Annotated in this window: 22 protein-coding genes; 1 reads left to right on the top strand and 21 read right to left on the bottom strand. The window is 54.2% G+C overall.

The genetic code is table 11. The annotated features are described in order from the left end of the window. Positions 1–7: 7 nt before the first annotated feature. On the top strand, positions 8–1,453 hold the full coding sequence (tldD, locus tag ACMV5H_RS10370) for a metalloprotease TldD (protein ID WP_414821793.1): 1,446 nt from the start codon (positions 8–10) through the stop codon (positions 1,451–1,453). Between the two features lie 86 nt (positions 1,454–1,539). Here tldD and ACMV5H_RS10365 read toward each other — a convergent pair whose 3' ends face one another. The 21 genes from ACMV5H_RS10365 to ACMV5H_RS10265 all read right to left on the bottom strand — a co-directional run bounded on the left by ACMV5H_RS10365 (position 1,540) and on the right by ACMV5H_RS10265 (position 22,357). Further along, a complete protein-coding gene (locus tag ACMV5H_RS10365; RefSeq protein ID WP_094981522.1) occupies positions 1,540–1,998 on the bottom strand; it encodes a GNAT family N-acetyltransferase in 459 nt (152 codons plus the stop codon). Positions 1,999–2,205: 207 nt separating this feature from the next. Beyond that, the gene (locus ACMV5H_RS10360; protein WP_172413920.1) at positions 2,206–3,366 is read right to left on the bottom strand and encodes a CdaR family transcriptional regulator; all 1,161 of its coding nucleotides are present in this window, start codon (positions 3,364–3,366) and stop codon (positions 2,206–2,208) included. A 219-nt stretch (positions 3,367–3,585) separates the two neighbouring features. Continuing rightward, the gene (locus ACMV5H_RS10355) at positions 3,586–4,770 is read right to left on the bottom strand and encodes a thiolase family protein (RefSeq protein ID WP_414821792.1); all 1,185 of its coding nucleotides are present in this window, start codon (positions 4,768–4,770) and stop codon (positions 3,586–3,588) included. 10 nt (positions 4,771–4,780) lie between these two features. Then, a complete protein-coding gene (gene fabG, locus ACMV5H_RS10350; protein ID WP_115159778.1) occupies positions 4,781–5,518 on the bottom strand; it encodes a 3-oxoacyl-ACP reductase FabG in 738 nt (245 codons plus the stop codon). A gap of 65 nt (positions 5,519–5,583) precedes the next feature. Further along, entirely contained in the window at positions 5,584–7,161 is a 1,578-nt protein-coding gene (locus ACMV5H_RS10345; protein ID WP_414821791.1) for an acyl CoA:acetate/3-ketoacid CoA transferase, read from the bottom strand. 51 nt (positions 7,162–7,212) lie between these two features. Continuing rightward, positions 7,213–8,568 carry an MFS transporter gene (locus ACMV5H_RS10340; protein ID WP_414821790.1) on the bottom strand — a complete coding sequence of 452 codons (1,356 nt, stop codon included), beginning with the start codon at positions 8,566–8,568 and terminating at the stop codon, positions 7,213–7,215. A gap of 140 nt (positions 8,569–8,708) precedes the next feature. Further along, positions 8,709–10,250, bottom strand: a complete 1,542-nt coding sequence (locus tag ACMV5H_RS10335) for a class I adenylate-forming enzyme family protein (RefSeq protein WP_223536463.1) — start codon at positions 10,248–10,250, stop codon at positions 8,709–8,711. Positions 10,251–10,666: 416 nt separating this feature from the next. Continuing rightward, the gene (locus tag ACMV5H_RS10330; RefSeq protein WP_021806994.1) at positions 10,667–11,626 is read right to left on the bottom strand and encodes a YbgA family protein; all 960 of its coding nucleotides are present in this window, start codon (positions 11,624–11,626) and stop codon (positions 10,667–10,669) included. Between the two features lie 12 nt (positions 11,627–11,638). Then, positions 11,639–12,169, bottom strand: a complete 531-nt coding sequence (locus ACMV5H_RS10325; RefSeq protein ID WP_414821789.1) for a DUF3833 domain-containing protein — start codon at positions 12,167–12,169, stop codon at positions 11,639–11,641. Continuing rightward, complete coding sequence (locus tag ACMV5H_RS10320) at positions 12,166–12,693, bottom strand: hypothetical protein (protein WP_414821788.1); 528 nt, start codon at positions 12,691–12,693, stop codon at positions 12,166–12,168. Before ACMV5H_RS10320 ends, ACMV5H_RS10325 begins: the two co-directional genes overlap by 4 nt. Continuing rightward, positions 12,690–13,175: a DUF2878 domain-containing protein gene (locus tag ACMV5H_RS10315; protein ID WP_115159771.1), complete on the bottom strand. Its 486-nt coding sequence runs from the start codon at positions 13,173–13,175 to the stop codon at positions 12,690–12,692. The genes ACMV5H_RS10320 and ACMV5H_RS10315 overlap by 4 nt, the downstream gene beginning before the upstream one ends. Next, the gene (locus ACMV5H_RS10310; protein ID WP_414821787.1) at positions 13,172–14,392 is read right to left on the bottom strand and encodes a class I SAM-dependent methyltransferase; all 1,221 of its coding nucleotides are present in this window, start codon (positions 14,390–14,392) and stop codon (positions 13,172–13,174) included. Before ACMV5H_RS10310 ends, ACMV5H_RS10315 begins: the two co-directional genes overlap by 4 nt. Positions 14,393–14,397: 5 nt before the next feature. After that, complete coding sequence (locus tag ACMV5H_RS10305; protein ID WP_059198992.1) at positions 14,398–15,111, bottom strand: DUF1365 domain-containing protein; 714 nt, start codon at positions 15,109–15,111, stop codon at positions 14,398–14,400. A gap of 1 nt (position 15,112) precedes the next feature. Continuing rightward, the gene (locus tag ACMV5H_RS10300; protein ID WP_414821786.1) at positions 15,113–16,372 is read right to left on the bottom strand and encodes an NAD(P)/FAD-dependent oxidoreductase; all 1,260 of its coding nucleotides are present in this window, start codon (positions 16,370–16,372) and stop codon (positions 15,113–15,115) included. Next, positions 16,369–17,088: an SDR family NAD(P)-dependent oxidoreductase gene (locus tag ACMV5H_RS10295; RefSeq protein ID WP_115159769.1), complete on the bottom strand. Its 720-nt coding sequence runs from the start codon at positions 17,086–17,088 to the stop codon at positions 16,369–16,371. The genes ACMV5H_RS10300 and ACMV5H_RS10295 overlap by 4 nt, the downstream gene beginning before the upstream one ends. Beyond that, the gene (locus tag ACMV5H_RS10290; RefSeq protein ID WP_094981511.1) at positions 17,085–17,519 is read right to left on the bottom strand and encodes a nuclear transport factor 2 family protein; all 435 of its coding nucleotides are present in this window, start codon (positions 17,517–17,519) and stop codon (positions 17,085–17,087) included. The genes ACMV5H_RS10295 and ACMV5H_RS10290 overlap by 4 nt, the downstream gene beginning before the upstream one ends. Before the next feature lie 168 nt (positions 17,520–17,687). Continuing rightward, complete coding sequence (gene uraH, locus ACMV5H_RS10285) at positions 17,688–18,098, bottom strand: hydroxyisourate hydrolase (protein ID WP_037376255.1); 411 nt, start codon at positions 18,096–18,098, stop codon at positions 17,688–17,690. A 97-nt stretch (positions 18,099–18,195) separates the two neighbouring features. Continuing rightward, entirely contained in the window at positions 18,196–18,924 is a 729-nt protein-coding gene (locus ACMV5H_RS10280) for a MerR family transcriptional regulator (RefSeq protein WP_115159768.1), read from the bottom strand. Positions 18,925–19,026: 102 nt separating this feature from the next. Next, the gene (locus tag ACMV5H_RS10275) at positions 19,027–19,971 is read right to left on the bottom strand and encodes a nucleoside hydrolase (RefSeq protein ID WP_414821785.1); all 945 of its coding nucleotides are present in this window, start codon (positions 19,969–19,971) and stop codon (positions 19,027–19,029) included. Between the two features lie 129 nt (positions 19,972–20,100). Continuing rightward, positions 20,101–21,444, bottom strand: coding sequence for an APC family permease (locus ACMV5H_RS10270; protein ID WP_115159767.1), 1,344 nt, complete (start codon positions 21,442–21,444; stop codon positions 20,101–20,103). A 10-nt stretch (positions 21,445–21,454) separates the two neighbouring features. Then, positions 21,455–22,357: an acetamidase/formamidase family protein gene (locus ACMV5H_RS10265; RefSeq protein ID WP_037376248.1), complete on the bottom strand. Its 903-nt coding sequence runs from the start codon at positions 22,355–22,357 to the stop codon at positions 21,455–21,457. Positions 22,358–22,687: the final 330 nt, after the last annotated feature.

The raw sequence follows: 22,687 nt of genomic DNA, 5'->3' as shown, positions 1-22,687 counted from the left end.
AAAAATTATGAGCCTGTCGTTTGTCAGTGAGCAGTTACTCGCTGTGAATAAGCTGAGTCATCAAGACCTGTTCTCCGTATTGGGTCAACTGGCCGAACGCCGCCTCGATTACGCCGACCTCTATTTTCAGTCCAGCTACCACGAAGCCTGGGTGATTGAGGATGGCATCATCAAAGATGGCTCGTACAATATCGACCAGGGCGTTGGCGTGCGCGCGGTCAGCGGTGAAAAGACCGGCTTTGCCTATGCGGACCAAATCACCCTGAACGCCCTGAACCAAAGTGCACAGGCTGCTCGCAGCATTGTGCGTGACAGCGGCAATGGCAAAGTCCATACGCTGGGTGAGATCGGCTATCAGGCGCTGTATCCTTTGCTCGATCCGCTGCAAAGCCTGCCGCGGGAAGAGAAGATCGCGCTGTTGCATCGGGTAGACAAGGTCGCGCGTGCTGAAGACAAGCGCGTGCAGGAAGTGACGGCCAGTATCACCGGCGTGTATGAGCAGATACTGGTTGCGGCAACGGACGGCACGCTGGCGGCAGACGTTCGCCCGCTGGTGCGTTTCTCCGTCAGCGTGCTGGTGGAAGAAGACGGCAAGCGTGAGCGCGGAGCCAGCGGTGGCGGTGGCCGTTTTGGCTATGACTACTTCCTGGAAGTGGTGGACGGTGAAGTGCGTGCCGATGCTTTTGCCAGAGAAGCGGTGCGTATGGCGCTGGTCAACCTCTCTGCCGTGGCTGCCCCTGCGGGCACCATGCCTGTGGTACTGGGCGCGGGTTGGCCGGGCGTGTTGCTGCATGAAGCTGTCGGTCACGGGCTGGAAGGCGACTTCAACCGCCGTGGCACCTCGGTATTCAGCGGCCAGATGGGCCAGCTAGTGGCTTCTGAGCTGTGCACCGTGGTGGATGATGGCACCTTGCAAGGCCGCCGTGGTTCACTGGCGATCGATGACGAAGGCGTACCGGGCCAATACAACGTGCTGATTGAGAACGGCATCCTGAAAGGCTACATGCAGGATAAACTCAACGCACGGCTGATGGGCGTTGCGCCTACCGGCAACGGCCGCCGCGAGTCTTATGCTCACCTGCCAATGCCGCGTATGACCAACACCTACATGCTGGCGGGCAAATCGACGCCAGAAGATATTATCGCCAGCGTGGAGTATGGCCTGTATGCGCCAAACTTCGGCGGTGGTCAGGTTGATATCACCTCCGGGAAATTTGTCTTCTCTACCTCTGAAGCCTATCTGATCGAAAATGGCCGCGTCACCAAACCGGTGAAGGGTGCCACGTTGATTGGTTCAGGTATTGAGGCGATGCAGCAGATTTCGATGGTGGGTAACGATCTGGCGCTGGATAAGGGCGTAGGCGTGTGCGGTAAAGAAGGGCAGAGCCTGCCGGTAGGCGTTGGTCAGCCTACGCTGAAGCTGGATTCACTTACCGTGGGCGGCACGGCGTAATAAGCGCGGTTTAATGTATCAAGCCCTGACCCTTGGTGGGTTGGGGCCAAAGCTAATTTGTGAAACCGGATAAGACCCGGCTTGGCTTACGCCTCCGTATACTCCATATCCTTATGGGGTATGCCATCATCAAGGTATTCGCCGGATACCGTTTTGAAACCGAATCCTTCATAGAATTTGACGAGGTGAGATTGTGCCGAGAGCTTTATCGCCTTGCCTGGTGCATCGCCGAGGATTAAGGACATCGTTTTTTCCATCAGCCTGACCCCCAGCTTCTGACCCCTGACGGAATCATCAACAATCACTCGCGTGATTTTGGCCGCATCCGGAGAATCATCCACGTGCAGCACTCTCGCGTAGGCGATAAGCTTACCGTCGCTGTATCCGGCAACGTGAAGGGTGCTATTAAGCAAATCCTGTCCATCAATATCCTGAAACGGGCACGTCTGCTCGACGACAAACACTGCCATGCGCAGCGCCAGAATATCATGCAACTGCTGCGCGCTGAGGACGTTGCCTTTCAATGCCTGCCAGCTTATTTCCATCTTTAACCCTTACTTTGTTTGTTAACCATGAAATGACGGCCCTGGGCTGATGACGGCCAGAATGGTGATAACAGCTAGTCATTCAGTCATAATATCACTCCATAACTTAATGAATATACTGAATTTTACTATGCGATTAGCTGGATGAATCATGACGTTTTCTGACAAAGAGGGTGAGTCTGGATCGTAGCAACCTCTCCAGACACATCATTGGGGATCGTTGGTGACAGCCGTCGCATTAGACAGCGGGGTCCCCTGATGATAATAAAGTGCAATCATCAGTTGGCTAAGTTCCTTGAAATTAAAGGGATCCAACGACGTCGCTTCTTTTATCTGGTTAAGCCGGTAGGTGAGCGTGTTGCGATGTACCCCAAGTTCCCGCGCAGCGTTTGCCAGTTCGGCATTGTGTGCGATATAGGTACTTAACGTGTTGAGCAGCATTTGACCCGTGCTCAGCATCAGTAATTTATCGATTCTCTGTTTGAAATAAAGGGTAAATGAGCTGCTGCTGGCTTCATTCAACAACCCGCTGAAGGCAAATTGCTGGCCGTTAATGACCCGCGGTTGTGGTAACGACTCCCGAGCATGTTCTATCATCTCTTTGATCATAAATACTGATTGGCGGAAAATCCCGGCAGAGCCAGACTCTACCCCAATGCCAATAGTGTAATGGCTCAGCTGAGTTTCCATAAAGGCGTTCATAGCTTTAACCGTGGCTTCGGTCTGTTCGATCGCGGTGATAATTAACAGGATCTCATCATTGCTGAGCAATATTACCCGTTGGGATTTTAAAATATGTGAGAGTTTATTGAGGATGTGATCGATGGTTTGCCCCAATAAATGCCCGCCGGTTTCAATATTGATCAATACCGGCAACAGGGGTTGTGACAGGTCGATCTCTTGCTGTACCAACTGGTGAAGTATTTCCTTACCTTTGTCAGTATCGCCCACTTCAAGATACTGTTTTAGCAACAGATCTCTTATGCGGTATTGCCAGTTCATTTCCCGGATAGCTAAAGACTGTTTGATCAACAGCTCCGCCGCCAGAATCGCCAGCTCGGCATAACGCGCAATCGCGGCAGGATTGCCACTGATACCTATCACCATAACTACCTGATCATCCACGATAATCGGATGATTGATACCGGGTTGCACATTTCGGTACCTGGCCGCCTGCTGAGCATTTTCTATCGTCATCCGCTGGCGGCTCTTTATCACCTCAAATGCCACTTCATGCCGTTCACCGATCCTATGTGGTTCGCCCGAAGCGATAATTACGCCCTGATGGTCAATAACATTAACATTATAATGGATAATACTCATCGCTCGTTTCACAATGGTATTAGCCAGCTCTAAGGTGATCAGCATACTTATACCTTTATGATATAAAACCTCTATTGTAGTGAGGGGGGATAAATATAATATCGAATGTTTCTTGCCAATTTCACGGTAAGCTTATTGACCCGTCAACCGAACTACGTAGTAAACATAATACAATTCAGGTAACTCAATGCGTAAGCCGATGTTTGCCATCCGACCCTCTCTTTGTCAGAGGGTCGGAAATATCTATTGCGCTAACTTAAGAGACTACCTTTCCCGCTCAAACAGCATAGAGATCCCTTGCCCTCCACCGATACACATGGTGGCTAAACCGCTATTGACGCCACGGCGCTCCATCTCATACATCAGTTTTACAGCGATGATGGCACCGCTGGCCCCAACAGGATGCCCCAGCGCAATGGCTCCCCCGTTGACGTTCACTTTCGCCGGATCCAACTCAAGATCGTTAATCACCGCCAATGATTGGGCGGCAAAGGCCTCATTAAGCTCGATAAGGTCGATATCGTGCACCGACATATTCAACTTTTGCATCAGTTTACGAGTTGCCGGTGCCGGGCCAAAGCCCATGATTTCTGCCTCACAACCTGCCACTGCCCAGCCTCGGATCACCATCCGGATGGGTAGCCCCAGTTTTTCCGCGTTGGCACGGGTAGTGACAACCAGTGCGGCTGCTCCATCATTGATACCTGATGACGTTGCTGCTGTGACCGCGCCGTCTTTTTTAAACGCCGGCTTCAACTGCGCATACTTTTCTTTCGGCGTATCCCTTGGGTGTTCATCGATGGCAAACAGACGGCTGTTCTTGCCTTCACGAACCTCCAGCGGCAGGATTTGCGAGGTAAAATGCCCCTCTTTGATGGCTGCCAAGGCTTTTTGCTGACTGCACCAGGCAAACTCGTCCATCGCCTCACGGCTGATGTTAAAACGTTCCGCGACGAACTCGGCGGTCATACCGTTGTGATAAGGTCCTTCCGGCCAGGTCAAGATAGAGACAATGCCATCTTCCAATTCTCCGTGCCCAAGGCGATAACCATAACGAGCCTTGCGAATATAGTGGGGCAGTTGGGTCATATTCTCTGTCCCACAGGCGACGGTGATCTCGGCGTTACCGGTTTGCAGTTCCAGCATGCAATCGACAATCGCTTGCAGACCCGAACCGCACTGGCGGTTCACCGAATAGGACGTTGTTTCGTTCGGTAACCCCGCGCGCAGCTGACAAATACGGGCGATAAAACCACTCTCCGCGATTTGCCCTACGTTACCTACCACCACTTCATCAATTTGTGCGGGTTGCAGCCCGGCACGGGCCACGGCCTCACGGATCACCGCTGCGCCCAAATCATGCTGGTGCGTATCTTTAAAGCTACCGCCCATGGTACCGATCGCCGTGCGTACGCCGCTGACGACGACAATGTCATTTGCATTTTTCATTCTATTCTCCTTACAGCACCATGCCGCCGCCGACGTTGATCACTTCGCCATTGATATAGCGTGCCTCGTCGGAAGCCAGGAAGGCGACGCAATGGCCGACATCAACCGGATCGCCAGCGAAACCTGCGGGAATTTTGCCGATCATGATGTCCCAGACTTTTTCCGGCACCCCACGAGTCATATCGGTTTCGATAAATCCTGGGCAGATGGCGTTAACGGTAACCCCTTTTTTTGCCAGCTCCCGGCAGGCCGTTTTGGTCAGGCCGATCACCCCGGCTTTTGAAGCGGCATAGTTGGCTTGCCCAACATTGCCTAACCAGCTGGCCGACGAGATATTGATGATCCGCCCGCTGGCACGCTCGCGCATCCGCACGGCGGCTTCTTGCATGCAGTGGAAGGTTCCTTTCAGGTTGATATCCATCACCAGATCCCAATTCTCTTCCGTTAGCTTGTGTAACATGGCATCACGGTTAATCCCGGCGTTATTGACCAGAATATCTATCGGCCCCAGCTGCTGCTCAGCCGCAATAAATAACTGGTTAACCTCTTCGCGGTTGGCAATATTACAGGCGATGAAAATGGCTTTATGGCCCGCGCTCACCAATTCGGCGGCAGTTTTATTGCCACCTTCCTGGTCGACATCACAAATGACTATCGCGGCCCCTTTCTCAGCCAATACCTGGGCAATGCCTCGCCCAAGACCACGGCTGGCCCCGGTGACGATAGCTACTTTATTCGTTAAACACATAGGGTACTCCTTATTATTTTAATTCCTGACCACGCTGAATTAGCGCAGAGATAACAAATATGTTTTTACTGCCTGGCCAGCATTTCCTTCAGGCCAAAAGGGGCGTCACAAAATAGTGCCGCGTCCATTTTTTTTAATGAGGGGGAAATAAGTGGCATAAATTCCATTTGTTGCAGGATGTCCCGCTCAAGATCGACGCCGGGGGCGATTTCTATCAGCATCGGGCCCTGCGCCGTCAGTTCAAATACTGCTCGTTCAGTCACCAAATGCATTTTTTGTTTTTTCTGGCGGGCTATTTCGCCGTTATAGGAAATCTGGTTAATCGACCGTACCAGTTTTTTAACCGAGCCTTCCTGCAGGATGGTTAATTGCCCTTGCTGGAATGCCACCTCCAACCCCTTGGCGGTAAAGGTGGAGCAAAACACCACGTGGTGTGCATTTTGGGTTATATCGATAAACCCTCCCGCCCCGGTACAGCGGTCCCCCATGCGGGTGGCGTTGATATGCCCGTTGGCGTCCATCTCGCCTGCACCCATATAAGTAATATCCACACCGGCCCCGTTGTAATACAGCATCTGTTCCTGATGGTTAATCATGGCGGTCAGGTTTTTACCGATGCCAAAATCAACGCCACCGGCCTGTACGCCGCCGTAGATACCTGATTCAACGGTGATGGTGACCGCTTCGCTCACCCCCTCTTCATGGATGATGGTGCCAATAACATCGTTGGGAATACCGGTGCCCAGATTGATCACACAGTCCGGGGATAGGAATTGGCAAGCGCGGCGGCCAATCACCTTGCGGATGTTCAGCGGCAGCGTTTCCACTTCGCTGGCAGGAGTCACCAGGTTGCCGCAATAGGCCGGGTCATAGAACCAGGAGGAGGTCTGACGATGGTCTTGCTCGGGGTCTTCACATACCACAATGGCATCAATAAAATTCCCCGGAACCACGATCTGTTTCGGGTGCAGACTCCCTTTTTCCGCCAGATTTTTCACCTGGGCTATCACCTTGCCACCAAAGCGTTTCGCCGCCAGTACCGCCTGCAGGATCTCCAGCTTCATGGCCTCTTCCTCACAGGTGAGGTTGCCAGCGATATCCGCCGTAGTGCCACGAATGATCACCGTATCCAGCGGGAGTGCCGGATAGAACAGATATTCCTCCTCGCGCAGGCTGACCACTTCCACCAAATCTGGCAGGGAGCGGGTCAACGCATTCATTTTGCCGCCTTCCAGGCGGGGATCGATAAAGGTACCCAGCCCCACTTTGGACAGATACCCGGCCTGACCTGCCGCCATGGCTGTATACAGATGGACAATCTGCCCCTGCGGTAAACAGAAGGCTTCAACCTCGTTGGCGGCAATCTTTTCCATCCACTTGGGTGCCAGCCCCCAGTGCGAACCAATAATGCGTTTTACCATCCCTGGGGGAGTAAAATGCTGATTGCCGCGCTCACGATTTGACTGCCCCGCAGAGTGAATATAGGTCAGCCCGTGCGGTGAGCCCGTGGCAAGAAAGCGTTGTTCCAGAGCTTTCAAAATCGACTCCGCGGCCCCGATCAATGTCATGCCGATGGTGCACAGGGTCGAGCCGTTATTCACTAACTCTGCGGCCTGCTGAGCCGAAATGACTTTATTTCTCATATTGCTACCTTACGTCTGTGCGGCGGTGCACCATGGCACCGCGTTTAGGCTCTATTTCTCAATCACGCTATTCATTGCTGCCGGGGAGCATTGATTGGCCGGTTTATCTTTGCTGCCTGCGGGTTGTTTAACCCGTGCAGCCCCGATGATGGCAAGGGTCTGCAGCACGATGGCAAACCACAGGCCTGCACTAGGTGACCCCGTTCTATCCTCCAGGAGACCGAACACATATGGCCCGAAGAACCCGCCGGTGATGCCAAGACAAGCCAGTAATCCCAGCCCGCCAGCGAGCATAGGGCCGCTCATCAGCGTGGCCGGGTAGGTAAAGATGATTGACTGCACGACGAAGAACATCGAGGCACCGATACAGAAGCCGATCAGCCCTAATACTGGGCCACCCAGCACGCCAATCAGGAAACCGACGGCCATCGACATAAAGCCGGACACCAGCATGATGCGTGAACGAGAGGCGGTATTGGCATATTTGGGCAGGAAGAAGCCACCCAAGGCTGCCGCGATCCACGGAATGGCGGTTAACAGGCCGAGCATCAAGGTGCTCATTTTGCCGTAGCTGTTAATAATGCTTGGCAGGAAATAGGTCAGGCTGTAGACCGAAATCTGATGGGTGAAATAAATCGCCACGATCAGCATGAAAGTTTTATTGATAAACGCCGTTTTAAAGGAAAACTTCTGGTTCTTATCCACCCCAACCGGTTGCTCCGCGGCCAGCTTGTTTTCAATATACTCAATGTCGGTTTGGGTCAGCCATTTGGCATCGCGGGGCTTATTGGGGAGTACGGCATAGACATAAAACGCCAGCAGCACCGCCGGGAGCCCTTCTATGATAAACATCCATTGCCAGCCGTGCAGTCCACCCAGGCCATCCAGCATCAGCAATGCGCCGCCCAATGGTGCCCCGACAATATTGGCGATACAGACACCGAGCAGGAACATGCCGACGGCTCTGGCGCGATCTTCACGGCCAAACCAGTAGGTAAGATACAGGATGATACCGGGGTACAACCCCGCTTCTGCCGCCCCTAGTAACAGGCGCATGACATAGAAAGAGGTGGGACCGGTGACGAAGGCCATACCGGCGGAAATCACCCCCCAGGTGAACATGATGCGGGTGATCCAGAAGCGGGCCCCGACCCGGGCCATGATCAGATTGCTGGGGATCTCCATGGTGGAATAAGTCAGAAAGAACAGACCTGCTCCCAACCCATAGGCGGTAGCGGAAAGCCCAAGATCGATGGACATCGAGGCTCGGGCAATGCCGATATTGGTTCTGTCAATAAAGCTGATGATATAAACAATGATCAGTAACGGCATCAGGTGTTTATATATTTTTGCATTCGTTATTGCCGCCTGGCTTTTCGATGCAATATCTAACGGTCGATTTGACATAATAAGGACTCCTCCTCATGATGAGGCGATTAAACAGGGCAGAGCTGTTCTGTATTGTTAGAGGTACAGGTGCTCTATTATTTTAATGATTGCGCTTTAGGTTTCCTGACGTTGGCGCGTTTATTGGATAACGCTTGTTTTTATATTGGTGGTGTCAATTTTTGTCGTAAAGCTAATTTGTCTATTTTGCCATTGGCATTTTTCGGTAATTCTGCTGTAAAGACGATCTTTGAGGGTATTTTAAATTTGGCAATTTTATTGGAGAGCCAATGAGTAATATTATCGCTCACCAAGGGTTTATTCCGGTGTGCCACAATAAAAGCGACGGCTTCTTCTCCGTAGATTTCGCTGCTGCTGGGAACTATGGCAATTTCCTTGACGCCAGGGTAATTCGAGATCAGGTTTTCCACTTCAATACAGTATATTTTTTCACCACCGCGGTTGATCATGTCCTTGCTGCGATCTTTGATATACAGGTAGTTATCCTGATCGAGGCAGGCGATATCGCCGGTGTAGAACCAGCCGTCGTGGAAGAACTGCTGATTGGCCGCCGGGTTCTTCCAGTACTGGCTCATCACCACTGGCCCTTTCAGCCATAGATGACCAATCTCACCGGCAGCAAGCACCTGGTGATTATCGTCGCGAATTTGGCAGCTTAGGCCGGGAATGGGTAAGCCGGAACTGCCTATCTTATCGCTGCTGCGCACATCGACCGGGAAAATGCTGGCCGGTGAAGAGGTTTCTGTCAGCCCATAGATCGGCCTGATTTCCGTGGCTGGGAACAACTGCGCGAGCCTTTCGATAATGCCCACGTTCAAATGCCCGGCACCGCAAGCGATCATCCGCAAGCTGGCGTAGTTGCCCACCTGTGGATACTTTTCCGCTTCTTGCAACAGTAGGATAAACACCGTTGGCGAACCATGCAGGAAGGTAATGTTATGGCTGCTGACGGTTTTCAAAATCTCTTCTGCATTGAATCTTTGCTGCAAATGCAACGTACCGCCAAGGTGAATAAACAGGCAGAGTAAAGCTGACAGGCCGGTAATATGGCAGATAGGGATCGGCAAGATGGCGCTGTCTTGCTCGGTTAACTTGAGAGCCTGTTGGTAAGCCGTGATAGCCGCAATAAAGTTACCGTGAGTGAGCGCTGCTCCTTTCGGTGAGCCAGTGGTGCCGGAAGTATAAATAATTGCGGCAATGTCATCCGCTACGATGGCGGCAGGCTCTACGGGTTGGATCACCTTTTGGTCATCTGCATTACTGAGCATCAGTTGCCAATCGGCAAGCGACACCACATGGCTTTGCTTCACGGGTTCCAGCGTCGCCATCCACGGCTGGCTGTTGGGATCGTAAAAAACCGCCTTGGCATTAACACTGGACAGGATGATATGGCTGTCTTGCGATTTTAACTTGGTGCTTAACGGCACCACGATAATCCCCAGCGCCATTGCTGCATAAAACAGCGAGCAGAATTCAGGCCGGTTACCCAAGGCCAAGACGATCACATCGCCTTTGACGAGGTTAAAACTTTCTTTCAGGCAGGCGGAAGATAAATTAACGTTATGATTTAACTGATTATAACTGTATTTATGGCCTTCAAAGAACAGGGCGGTATGCTCAGCCCGGCGGTTAACGCTCTGCTGTAAACTCTGATAGAGGTGTGTGATTTTTGCCTGCTGCATAGGTTGCCCCTTCACCGACATTTACTGATGGTGGTGAGTATAGGGAAAGGCAACGGTGCAAGAATGCGCAAAATTTCACATCTTTCTTCGGCCAACAGGGCTGACGCTTTGTATAAAATGCCAACCCTGGGAGGACAAAAAAATCGATGTTATGACGAGCTGGTTAGCAAATGTTATCGAAAATGATAAAAATTATGGTGAAAAAGGTGAGTAAGGGGTTTTGCTTTTATGCAGATGCATAAAAAGATGACGTTCGGGCCAATCCCCATCGGCACCTTACGCACCGCCATCACGTTGGGATGGATCACATAGGTAACCGCACAAGGATCCTACACTGGCGGAAAAGAGCCTCCCCTGAGCCAACGAAAAACCTATGGCCGAAAAAATCGAGCAGTTCGGCCACAAATCATACGCACTTAATTAACCATTAGCCGCAAAGCCAAATTATGCGGATAGGGGTCAAAGTATTTTTGCGTCAGCAGGTAGCTGTCTGGGTATTCGCCCAGGTAATGCTTCAGCAGCGTCAAAGGCGCGAGTATTGGCAGCAGCCCCTCGCGATAATGGAGGATCACGTCATTCAGCTCGCCGCGCTGACGTGAGTTCAGCTGGTTACGAAAGTACCCCTGAATGTGCATCAGCACGTTGGTGTGGTTCTTGCGCGAGGCGGGTTTTTTCAAGATCGTCATCAGTTTTTCGCGATAAGCCACGAAGAATGCATCCAGGTCTTCCCACTCATGCAACGAAGCGACAAAGGGGCCAATTTCGCGGTAGCCCGCTTGGTGGTGCGCCAGCAACTGCAATTTATACCGGCTGTGGAAGTCCAGCAGCGCATGGCGGGTGAGGCCGTTGGCCTTCAGGGTGTTCAACTCGTGCAGGGCGAAGATGCGCTCGACAAAGTTTTCCCGCAGCACCGGGTCGTGCAGGCGGCCATCTTCTTCCACCGGTAACCACGGGTATTTCTCCAACAGCGCTCTGGTAAAGATGCCTACGCCCTCTTTACGCCCGCGATTGCCCTTTTCATCGTACAACCGTACGCGTTCCATACCGCAGCTCGGCGATTTGGCGCAGACGATAAAGCCCGACAGTTCGTCAAGACGTGAGAGATAGGAATCCGTGAATGCGGTCATTTTCTCCGTCACATCGTCGTGCGGCGCTTGGCTGAAGTGCATCCGGAAATCCCCTTCGGCGGTCTGAACCAGGCGTAGTGCCGGACGAGGAGAGGGCAGTCCGATGGCCATCTCCGGGCAGACGGGTTTGAAGGTCACCCACTGCGCCAGCCCGTCCATGACAAAGCCCATGCGTTTATGTCCGCCGTCAAACCGAACGGTCGCGCCGGTTAAACATCCGCTGATCCCAATGACGGGTTGCTTATTCATATCGCGATCCTCTTACTGTTCTTTTCGGGTGAAGAAAAGCGTTACCTGGCCGACGGTGATGCCGAACTTCTTCATCTCTGTTTTATTAAAAAGATGTATGTCATCTTGCAGATACATCCAGTCATCAAAGTGAAGTAGCCAGGTACTGCCATTGGCTTTCACGTTCATGCTGTAACGCCAGTTAAAGGCGTTGCCTTCTGCCACGCCGCTGGCCACACCTTCAATATCACCTGCGGTGCCTTCGTAGCGATTGGTGCCGACGCGCCGGATATGCCACACCCGTTGCTGTTTCTCGCCATTGTCATAGACAAAGTGTTCATTTAGCGTCAGTGTGTCGCCGATGACGTTGCCACTGATTTCCACGTGAAAGCGGCGCAGCTGTTTTCCGCTGCGGTCCTGTACCATACCCCATGCCTCGGTTTTCCCCTGGAAGTAGTGGAAGATATCGAGCGGCGGTTGTTGATGCCGGTAGTCGCTGATGTCTGTGCTACAACCCACCAGAAGCATCATCAGCGCCAGGCCAAGTGTCAGAATGCGTTTCATTTTTCACCTCCGAGCAACTGCTGACGCAGTTCGGGATATTGCGTGCGTGGATCGAGCCAGATGGCCAGAAAGTTTGTACTGAAGGCGGCAGACTGGCTGGGGCCGAGCGGGGTAAAGCTTTTTTCTGCCCCTGAGGCGCGATACCAGAACTGCCCCTGCTTACCCTTAACAACAAAGGTAAGCTGTGAGCCGGGCGTGACGTCCGGCCAGAGTGACTGCAGCATGCGCAGCCAGGCTTCGCTCTGTGGTTCTCGCTCCAGGATCCCCTGAGCCTGCCACTGGTCACGGGTGGCTTCGACCAACTGGTCACGATCGATGTCGCGTTTGTAGGTAATAATCAGCGCCTGATCCTGTTCCGGCCCGTGATACCGACCGTCCGGCGTGCTCAGTTGGGAGGTATAAACGGTAAACGGCCCCCATGTCAGGCTGGCATCACCCACTTTGCGCCAGCTTAACCAGTCGGCGGCATGGGCGACGGGCGCGATGGCCGCCAACCACAGCAGCATCAGTAAAGAGGTTTTCATTGTCGCCTTCCCGTCAGAATATGGAACAACAGCATCAGAACCAGCCAACCCAGTGCCATCCAACTGACGACGATAAAGGTCGGCTCCCGGAAAGTCATGGCGCCCAGACGTTCGCCAATCACATACGCTACGGGACCGCCAGCGGTTGCCAGCAAAGCCAGCATCCATCGCGGCAGCGTGGTCGTGAGGGTCAAGTGGGTCCAGACGGTAGCAAACATCAGCCACAGCGCCATCATCCACAGGGGCAGCAGTGCGTCACTGTTAAAGCCGATCTGCCCCGTCAGCACCCAGAGGGCATCCAGCCCGCAGCCCGCCGCGGCCAGCAGCAGGGCATAAACACGGTGTGCAGGCGACAGCATCAGACAGGCCAGGATCGCCAGGGCGAGCCACAGGAACAGGCCGCGTTCGCGAAACAACACTACCAGCGTCCAGTAGAGATCGAACGCGAGAGCCATCAGCACGACCTGCACAGAGCGGTTCATACGCGCTCTGCGGTCAGTTGCACCACGCTGATGGTGCGTGCGTTAAAACCGGCTTCGCAGTAGCCAAAGTAGTAGAGCCACATACGGCGGAACCTTTCATCGAAACCGAGCTTTTCAATGTCCTGCCAGGCGTGCAGAAAACGCTGCCGCCAGTGAGCCAGCGTGCGGGCGTAGTCTGGCCCCATATCGAACAGATTACGGACGACAAAATCGGTGTGACGCGTCATCAGTTCACTCATTGCCGTGATGCTCGGTAGGAACCCGCCGGGGAAGATGTAACGCTGAATAAAATCGACGCTTTTGCTGTAGTCGCGGTAGCGCTGATCCTGAATGGTGATGGCCTGAATCGCCATTTTGCCGCCCGGGCGCAGGCGCGCCTGACAGGTGCGGAAGAAATCCGGCAGGTAGCGTTTACCCACGGCTTCAATCATCTCAACCGATACCAGTTTGTCGAATTGCCCGGTCAGGTCGCGGTAGTCGCACAGCAGAACCTGAACTCTGTCCTGTAATCCCGCGCGGGCAATACGCTCTGTAGCCCAGATGTACTGCTCCCGCGACAGCGTCGTGGTAGTGACGCGGCAGCCGTAGTGACGGGCGGCGTATTCCGCCATTGCCCCCCAGCCGGTGCCGATTTCCAGCAGGTGATCGCTTGCGGTCAACGCCAGTTGTTCGCACAGGCGCGCCATTTTTGCCTGCTGGGCTTGAGAGAGAGCCTGGTCGTCGGCGGTGAACAGCGCGCTGGAGTAGAGCAGATCTTCATCGAGAAAGTGCGCATAGAATTCGTTACCCAGGTCGTAATGGGCGGAGATGTTTTCCCGCGCCTGTTTGCGGTAGTTACGCCGCGTCCAGTGGCGAAGCCGCTCCATAGGATTGCCCAGCAGGCGAAAGCCACTTTCCAGCCTTCCCAGTATCTTGCCGTTGAGGGCCAGGATCTGCAAAAGCGGGGTTAACTGATGCGTCTCCCACTCACCCTCCATCCAGGATTCGGCCGCGGCGAGGCTGCCGCCGGTGAGCAGACGCCAGTAAACACCCGGCGCGAGGATCTGCACTTCAGCACGCAGCGCAGAGGACTCATCGCCAAAATGGAGGGTCTGCTGTCCTTCACTCACGGTGAGCGAGCCCTCGCGGATACCGCTCAGCAAACGAAAGAGTAGCCAGCGCGCGATACGGGCGTTACGAGGGATATCGGATTCAAGCGCAAAGGCAGGATCGGTCATGAGCGCTAACTCCTTCTGACGGGATGGTTGTACAACGGCACGCGTTTAAGCCACAGCCGTAACGCTTGCCAGTAAATTGCCAGGACGGTTTTCAGGGTCATCATCGGTATGCGCAGCAATATCGATCTCAAGGTTGCGCGCGTTAGGTGCTCACGGCGAAGCGCGAGCGTGGCGTCGAACACCTTCGACTCCTGATGATTTTCGATATGCATATGCAGCGTTTTACCGGGGGCGTTGAAGCGCCAGTGATAGACCATATCCATCGGATTAAACGGGGAGACATGGAAGGCTTTCGGCTGCGGGCGAGCCGCCTGGCCATCCACCGCATAGTAATGGCGCTCGTTCCACGGGGTGTTGCGCACTTCGGCCAGAACCCAACGCAGGATGCCCGTACTGTCATAGCAGTAGTAGAGATTGATCGGATTAAAATGGAAGCCGAAATAACGAAGCTGGGTCAGGAGCATGACGCGGCCATCGGGACGTTCCCCGGTCAGGGTTTGCAGCCGGTCGAGGGCGTTCTCTTTTAGAGGTGTGCCGAGTGGGTAATCCGCATCATGGAAGGCGGCCGCGGCAAATCGATTACGGCGGATCCCCGCCGACGGCAGCGCATCCAGCTCGTCCAGATCGATCCAGGCCATAAACACGTTATAGCGAAAATGGTGTGATTTCGGCTGGAAGCGACGATGGCGTAACACACCCTGGTAAAGGCAACTGTTCATCTTACAGGTCCTCCCCTGCAGCGATCCCTTTCACCACGTCCAACGCGCTGCGTACCCCATCCTCGTGAAAACCGTTGTACCAGTAAGCTCCGCAGAACCAGCTCCGTTGGTGGCCGTTAATCTCGCCGCGGCGTGACTGGGCGCGCCAGCTTTGCGGGTTAAACATCGGGTGCTCGTAGACAAAGCGTTTCCAGACGTAGCGATCGTCTACCGGCGTTTCCGGGTTCAGGGTGACGCAGAACAAGGGGCTACCCTCAGGTAATCCTTGTAAGATATTCATGTTGTAGGTGACGCAGGCGCTGGCCTGGTCCCGTTCGCTCAGGCGATAGTTCCAGCTTGCCCAGGCACGCTCGCGCACCGGCAGCCAGCGTGGATCGCTGTGCAAAACCACCTCGTTATGCTGCCAGCCAATATCGCCCAGAACCTCGCTTTCTGCAGGAGTAGGATGAGCAAGCATCGCCAGCGCCTGTGAGGAATGGCAGGCGAAGATCACCTGGTCGAACGAGTGATTCGACTGCGCAAGCTGGATTTCAACGCCGCCGTTGTGGCGGATGACCTGCTGCACCGGAGCGTTGAGGTGCAGGGTCAGGCGGTCCCCCAACTGGGCCAAAATGGCGCGGACGTACTCGCGAGAACCGCCGGGCACCACATACCACTGCGGACGGTGGGTAACGTCCAGCAGGCCGTGATGCTCAAAGAAGCGCAAAAACAGCGGAAGCGGGAAGCGGCGCATCTCCTGCAGCGACGAGGACCAGATGGCGGCCCCCATCGGCAGGATATAATGACGCGCGAAAAACGCGCTGAAACCGTGCTGTTCGAGAAAAGTCTCCAGCGTGGAGTTTTCGTTAACGTCGCCTGCCAACGCCTCTTTTGCCAGGCGGTTGAAGCGAACAATATCTCGCAGCAGCCCCCAGAACGCCGGATTAACCAGGTTACGACGCTGTGCAAACAGCGAGGTGAGGGTATGGCCGTTATACTCAAGCCCGCTTTGCGGATTATGCACGGAGAAGCTCATCTGCGTTTTTTGCCCGCTGATGCCCAGCTCGCTGAGCAGGCCCATAAAGCGCGGATAGGTACGGTCATTGTAGACGATAAACCCGGTATCGATGGCATACGTCCCCTGCGGCGTGCTGACATCCACCGTGGCGGTATGACCACCCACCGTGGGTTCCGCTTCGAAAAGCGTGACCTGATGATGCCCGGCTAGCCGCCAGGCACAGGTGAGCCCTGCAATACCGCTGCCGATAATGGCGATTTTCATGAGCGAACCATCCTGCGCAACAGCCTGCGCTGAAGAAAATGGGGGAGCCGTGAAAGCAGCTTCATGACCAGGCTGAATCCGGTGGGAAAGGCGATGTGTGTTTTCCCTTTCGCCAGCCCGCGACGGATCGCGTTCACGGCATCGTCGACGCTCACCTGGCCGGGCATGGCAAAATCATTTTTACGGGTAAGCGGCGTGTCTACAAAGCCCGGTGAGACAACCGTGACGGCAATGCCTTTGGGCTCCCAGTCAAGGCGCAGACTATTGGCAAACCAGGTGAGGGCGGCTTTTGACGCGCCATACGCCTCTGCTCGTGGGAACGGCAGCCAGTGCGCCATCGAGCTGACCAGCGCTACGCGACTTCCTGGAAGGAGCTGGGTCTGAAGTGCGGCCAGACAGTTCACTGGCCCCTGGAAGTTGGTACTCATCACACGTTCCACCAGAGCGGCATCCACCACACCCTGATCCAGGTATTCGCAGGTTCCCGCACAAAGAACGGTCAGGTCGGCAGTGCAATCTGCAAGCGCCAGACGGCAGGCCTCCCTGTCCGTCATATCGAACACGCGTAACGTGATATTCGGGCTGTACTGTTGCAGTGCTTCCAGCCTGGCCCTGTCTCGCCCACAGGCAATGACTTGGCAGCCGTCATCGGCCCAGGACTTCGCGAGCCCGGCACCAATGCCGGAGCTTGCGCCGGTGATGAGGACGGTCATCATGAGCGTATTCTCCTTTTTACACTTCGTACCGCCCAGCCAAGAAGGGGAAGATGTTCGTAGATCATCTCCCCGGCATCGTAGTAATCGCGCTGGCGAATAATCAGGTTGTCCTGCACATCGACAATTGAGCATCCTGCGAGGACTAGTGTTTCTCCCCCTGCAATCCGTGGGTGAGACCAATGCATTGCCCAAGTTACGGCAAAACGATGGCCTTCGCAGAGGGGGGAGTCGATGGTAAAGCGGCAATGCTTTACGTTGGCCAATAGATGAGTGAAGTAACGCTGGATCGCCAAAAGACCCTGATGCTCACCAAACGGGTCGCTCAGACTGGCATCAGCATGATAGATCTCCGCCAACGCAGATGGCGGCTGGTTATCCAGCTTGCTGTAGTAATCAACAAACCGGTTGATGATGGATGGCATAGAGCTCATGAGTCTCACCTGACAGTGAACAACCTAGCGTTATTGCATAGTTAAAACTTACACAATTATTGTAGTTTGTCCAACTTTGGCGAGGTGATAATTATTTTCTCATTCGCTTCAACGTATTAAGTTTGCCAGCTCATGCTGTTAACTGTGCAACATGAGCTGGCTTTATCTTCAACTTCCTCTGTAGGTAGAGTATCCATACTGGCTTAACAGCAGGGGGATGTGCAGTTTTTCATTGGTTTTGGTGACGGTGAACATCACCGGGATCTCCGGGAAGAACGACGTTTGCTGCTGTTGGTGGAAATAGTCACCGGTTTTGAAGGTCACTTTGTAAATTCCCGGCAGCATATCCTGGTCCTGTGGATAGAGAGATTTGATACGCCCGTCTTCGTCCGTTTTACCGCTAGCCAGCGTGACCCAGCTGTTTTGCTGTTCTTTTTCAAGCGTGACGGTGACATTCGGCGAGGGGATCCCTGTCTGCTGGTTCAGAATATGGACGCTCAGCGTGCCAGCAGGGGCACTGAATGCGGCAGGAGCCATTGCCAGAGAGGTTAGCAGAATAAGACCGGTAGCTTTTTTCATCATGATTTCCTGTAGGGGTTAAACAAACAGGAAAAAGGTAGCATCCCGGTGAAAAATAAATATTCAACCTTTTGTGATAATTAACGCAAGCACAACGTCAAAGAGTAATGACCTCAAGAGACATCACCTGTTGTTGCCACAGTTCAATCTGTTTTTTGCGGGTGGGGGTGAGTTTACCTGTCATGACCAGCAGCCATTTTCGTTCAGGAAATAGCTCTGGAGCCAGACTGGCAGGCGGAACGGGAAGGACATCAATGTGCTGCCCTTGACCAGTACGCTTGAGGGCTTCCAGCCAGATTTCACACGGGTCTGACAGGTACCAGCCGGTGATCAGATAGTTATCCCCTGCCGCTTTTTTGTCCCTTTCGAGGCAAAATGAGGTATAGGAAATGATAATGCCATCCAGGATCTCGCGCAGGGTCATCATCGCCGGAATATTGGCAGAGAATTTACCGCGCAGCGGGCGCAGTAATTCCGTGACCAACTCCGGGCGAGGATATTCGCGGCCAGAAACGTAAATCTGCTGGCGCAGCGATTCAATTTTTCCCTCTTTGAGCAACTGCAGCATTTTTTCTTGCAGAGTAAGCCAGTTGTTTGTCGGACCTTCTGCCGGGCGCGCGAGCAGGGGTTTTACCTGGCTGATGGTTACCCCTTTTTTTACCCAGTCGAGAATTTTGAGCGCCTGCTGGACATCATCATCGCTGTACTGGCGATGTCCACCATCGGTGCGCATCGGTTTAAGCAGGCCGTAACGACGCTGCCAGGCGCGCAATGTGGTTGCGTTTATTCCGCAAAGCCGGGCAAATTCGCCGATAGAGTAAGCCATGAGAGACATCCGATAACAAAGAACACTTTCAATATACTACGCATAATGCCGACTTGAATGAAGTGTCGGGCGTTTGCACGACACTTTACTCCCAACCGTGCCTCAAACCTCAACTTCACCAATTCTTTCCAACGCATCCACAATCAGATCCCAAAAGGCGGTTTCATCAAGCTTCACTGCCACCTGAGTATGGCAATCCGCCGGGGCCGGGAAGCGGAAGTCCGCGACCGTCATCCCCAGCGTCAGGGTACCGGTCAGCTCAATATCGATGGGCACCTTACGCACCGTCATCACGTTGGGGTTGATCACATAGGCGACCGCGCAGGGATCGTGTACCGGTGGCGAAGTGAAACCCTGCGCCTGCTTATACATATGGCCGAAGAACTCGAGCAGTTCGACGACAAATTTCGCAAGGCCGGTGCCAATGGCGGCGATGCGCGCGCTAACTTCTGGCGTGGCCAGCGCCTGATGCGTCAGATCCAACCCAACCATGGTTAACGGCCAGGGTTCGTTGAACACGATATGCGCGGCTTCCGGATCGATTTTGATATTGAATTCAGCCACTGCGCTCCAGTTACCCACGTGGTAACCGCCCCCCATCAGCACCACTTCCTTCACGCGTGTGGCAATACGGGGTTCCTTGCGCACCGCCATGGCGATGTTGGTCAGGCCTGCGGTGGGCACCAGCGTTACGGTGCCTGGTGGGTGTGCCATGATGGTATCAATGATCAGGTCGACGGCATGGATATCGGCCAATTGCAGAGTGGGTTCCGGTAAAACGGGACCATCGAGTCCCGATTCGCCGTGGATGTCGGGGGCGACTTCAATTTGCCGTACCAGCGGCCGCGAGCAGCCAGCGGCAAAGGGCACGCCGGTGATGTTGGCAATGCGCGCCACGGCCAGCGCATTGCGCGTGACCTTCTCCAGCGTCTGGTTACCGACGACGGTGGTGACGGCCAGCAGTTCAATATCTGGGTTGCCCCATGCCAGTAGCATCGCGATCGCATCGTCATGCCCAGGATCGCAGTCCAGTATGATTTTCTTCATGATTGTTCCTGATGCAGGTTTTTTGCGAGCATAACCTAGCGGCGGGTAGAGGGGTATGACCAGCGGGCCGTTTTGTTAACGTCATCAAAGGATTGGATAAATCTGCCCCAGAAGGGGCAGATTGCTGGCTTAGTCTTCCAGCTTCAGCACCGGCTCTCTCTTCAGCACTACGCGCAGCACAAAGTAATACACGATGCCGATCGCCAGCCAGCTAAGGCCGAGGATTTTGGCTTCGATATCCATCTCGTACAGTACAAAGGCGATGATCGACAGGCCGATCAGTGGGAACAGCAGGTGTTTTACCCAGGCCTTGGACTTCTGGCGGATGATGTAGTGGTTAATCACCGACAGGTGCAAGATCAAAAAGCCCATCAGCGCCCCGAAGTTGACCAACCGGCTCAGGTTGTCGATGCTGCCGTTGAAGTACAGCCCGGAACCGAGGGAGATCACCGCGACCAGCAGGGTGCTGATGTAAGGGGTTTTAAAGCGTGGATGTACCTTGGCCAGGATCTTCGGCAATTGGCGGTCTCGCCCCATGGCGAACAGAATGCGGGAGATGGCGGCCTGCGCGACTAACGCATTGGCAATCCCCCAGGAGAGCGCCGTCGCCCAGATGGTCGCCTGCTTTAACCAGGAACCGCCCGCCAGATTGGCGGTATCGTAGAACGCGGTATCCAGGTTAGTGAAGTTTTGGCCCGCAGCCAGATCGGCGGCAATCCAGGTTTGCAGAATAAACAGCGACCCTACCAACAGCAGTGCATACAACGAGGCTTTCCCCACGGCATCGGCCCCGCCTTTACTCTCTTCGGACAGCGTCGAAATACCGTCAAAGCCCAGGAATGACAGCACCGCGATAGATACCGCACCCATCACCAGCGGCAGGCTAAATTTCTCGGCGTTGTAGAGCGGGTTCAGCGTCAGGCCACCGGAACCTTCGCCGGAATACAGTGCCGTCAGGCCCATTACCACAAAGATGGTCAGGATCACGATCTCCGCCACCAGGATGTAGCGGTTGGCCTTGGCGGTGAACTGGATCCCCACCAGGTTGATCGCACTGTTGATCACGATAAAGGTCACGATCCACACCCAGGCGGGTACTTCTGGCAGGATCGGGCCGAGCGCCGCCGCGCTGACGATATACAGCAACGACGGCACCAGGATGTAATCGAGCAGGATCAGCCAACCGGCAAAGAAGCCGACGGTTTCATGGATGCCGCGCTGGGCATAGGCATAGACCGAGCCGGAAACCGGGAAAGCACGGGACATTGACCAGTAGCTCATGGCGGTGAAGAACATCGCCACCATGCCGATCAGATAGGCCAGCGCCACCATGCCCTGTGCGCCTTCCCACACGTAGCCAAACACGCCAAACGGCGCGATCGGCACCATAAAGATCATGCCGTAAATCACCAGATCTTTCAGGGTGAGGGTACGGTGCAGTTCCTGCTTATAACCAAATTGTTCTACAGACATGGCGCTATCCCTAATCCAACTGGAGGTTTAACTGCTCGGCAACGCTGCGTGGCAGCGCGAAACGGCAGGTTTTCAGCGGATCGACCACCTGACAGATTTGCAGATCGCCAGTGATGCTCAGCAGATTGATGGCGTCGGCCAGCGAGACCTGGCTATAGTCCGCCACGAAGTGTGCCATATTGCGGGTTGCCAATTCGGCCGCTTCGTCCAGCGTTTTGGCGGATGCCAGGGTATAGAGCGTATCAATGGTGCTCATCATCGGGGTGGGCAGCGCGCGGTTTTTGACTACGCTCAGGTTCACCACCACTTCGCCGGGAATTTCCAGCCCGCATACCGAGACTTCACCATCGCCCATTGCGGCATGCAGATCGCCGAGCGCAAACAGCGCGCCGGGAACGTTAACCGGCAGCCACAGCGTGCAGCCTTCGGTGATGATTTTGCAGTCCATGTTGCCGCCGTGGGCATCTGGAGTGCCGCAGGGGATCGGATCTTCGGCTGGGGCGACGCCAATTACGCCGATCATTGGTTTTAACGGCCAACGCACGCCGCCAGGCAGCAGGGCGAAGCCGTCTTCCAGCGGCACGGTGCGGATCTGTGGCTGTTGCAGCTCATCGCCAATGACGCCCAGGCCTGGAGCGGTGACCATGACTGCCTGATGGCTGGTTGGGGTAATACGTTTAATCTCTACCCGTAACACATCGCCGGGGTTCGCATCCTGCACGTAAACCGGCCCGGTAGCCGGGTTGATGCGGCTCCAGTCCAGTTCGGTGAAGGCGGCCTGTTCAGAGGCGATTTGATCTTCGAAGCAGTCACAGGTTTCAAAACAAACGTCGCTGCCGCTGGCAACGGTGGCCACAGGGGCGTTATCGCGCGACATGGCATATACCACGTGCGTACGTGAGATCTTTTCCATGGTGATTCCTATAATGAATAATGAAGCCTGGTTTTTATTATTTATGGCGATAATGATAATTGGGCGCACCAGCGCCAATTCATCAATAAATCACACCCGCAGGGGCGTAAGCAAGCACGCGAAAGCGGTAGCAGAATGGGCATTTTGGTTGGATTGGTAGGATATGCTTTAAACAATTATCGCGGTGGTTTATTACCCGCAACTATGGCGGAAATTTCCGCATAACCGATCGGTTAAGCCTAATGAATACAGCAGAGTTCTCAGTAGAGAATGAGAATCAAATGAAGGTAAATACTTTCGATAATTAGCATTAATAAAATGAGTGACCGC

The organism is Serratia sp. N21D137 (assembly GCF_047530005.1).
GTDB lineage: Bacteria > Pseudomonadota > Gammaproteobacteria > Enterobacterales > Enterobacteriaceae > Chania > Chania fonticola_B.
This window is presented reverse-complemented; position numbering and strand designations above follow the sequence as displayed.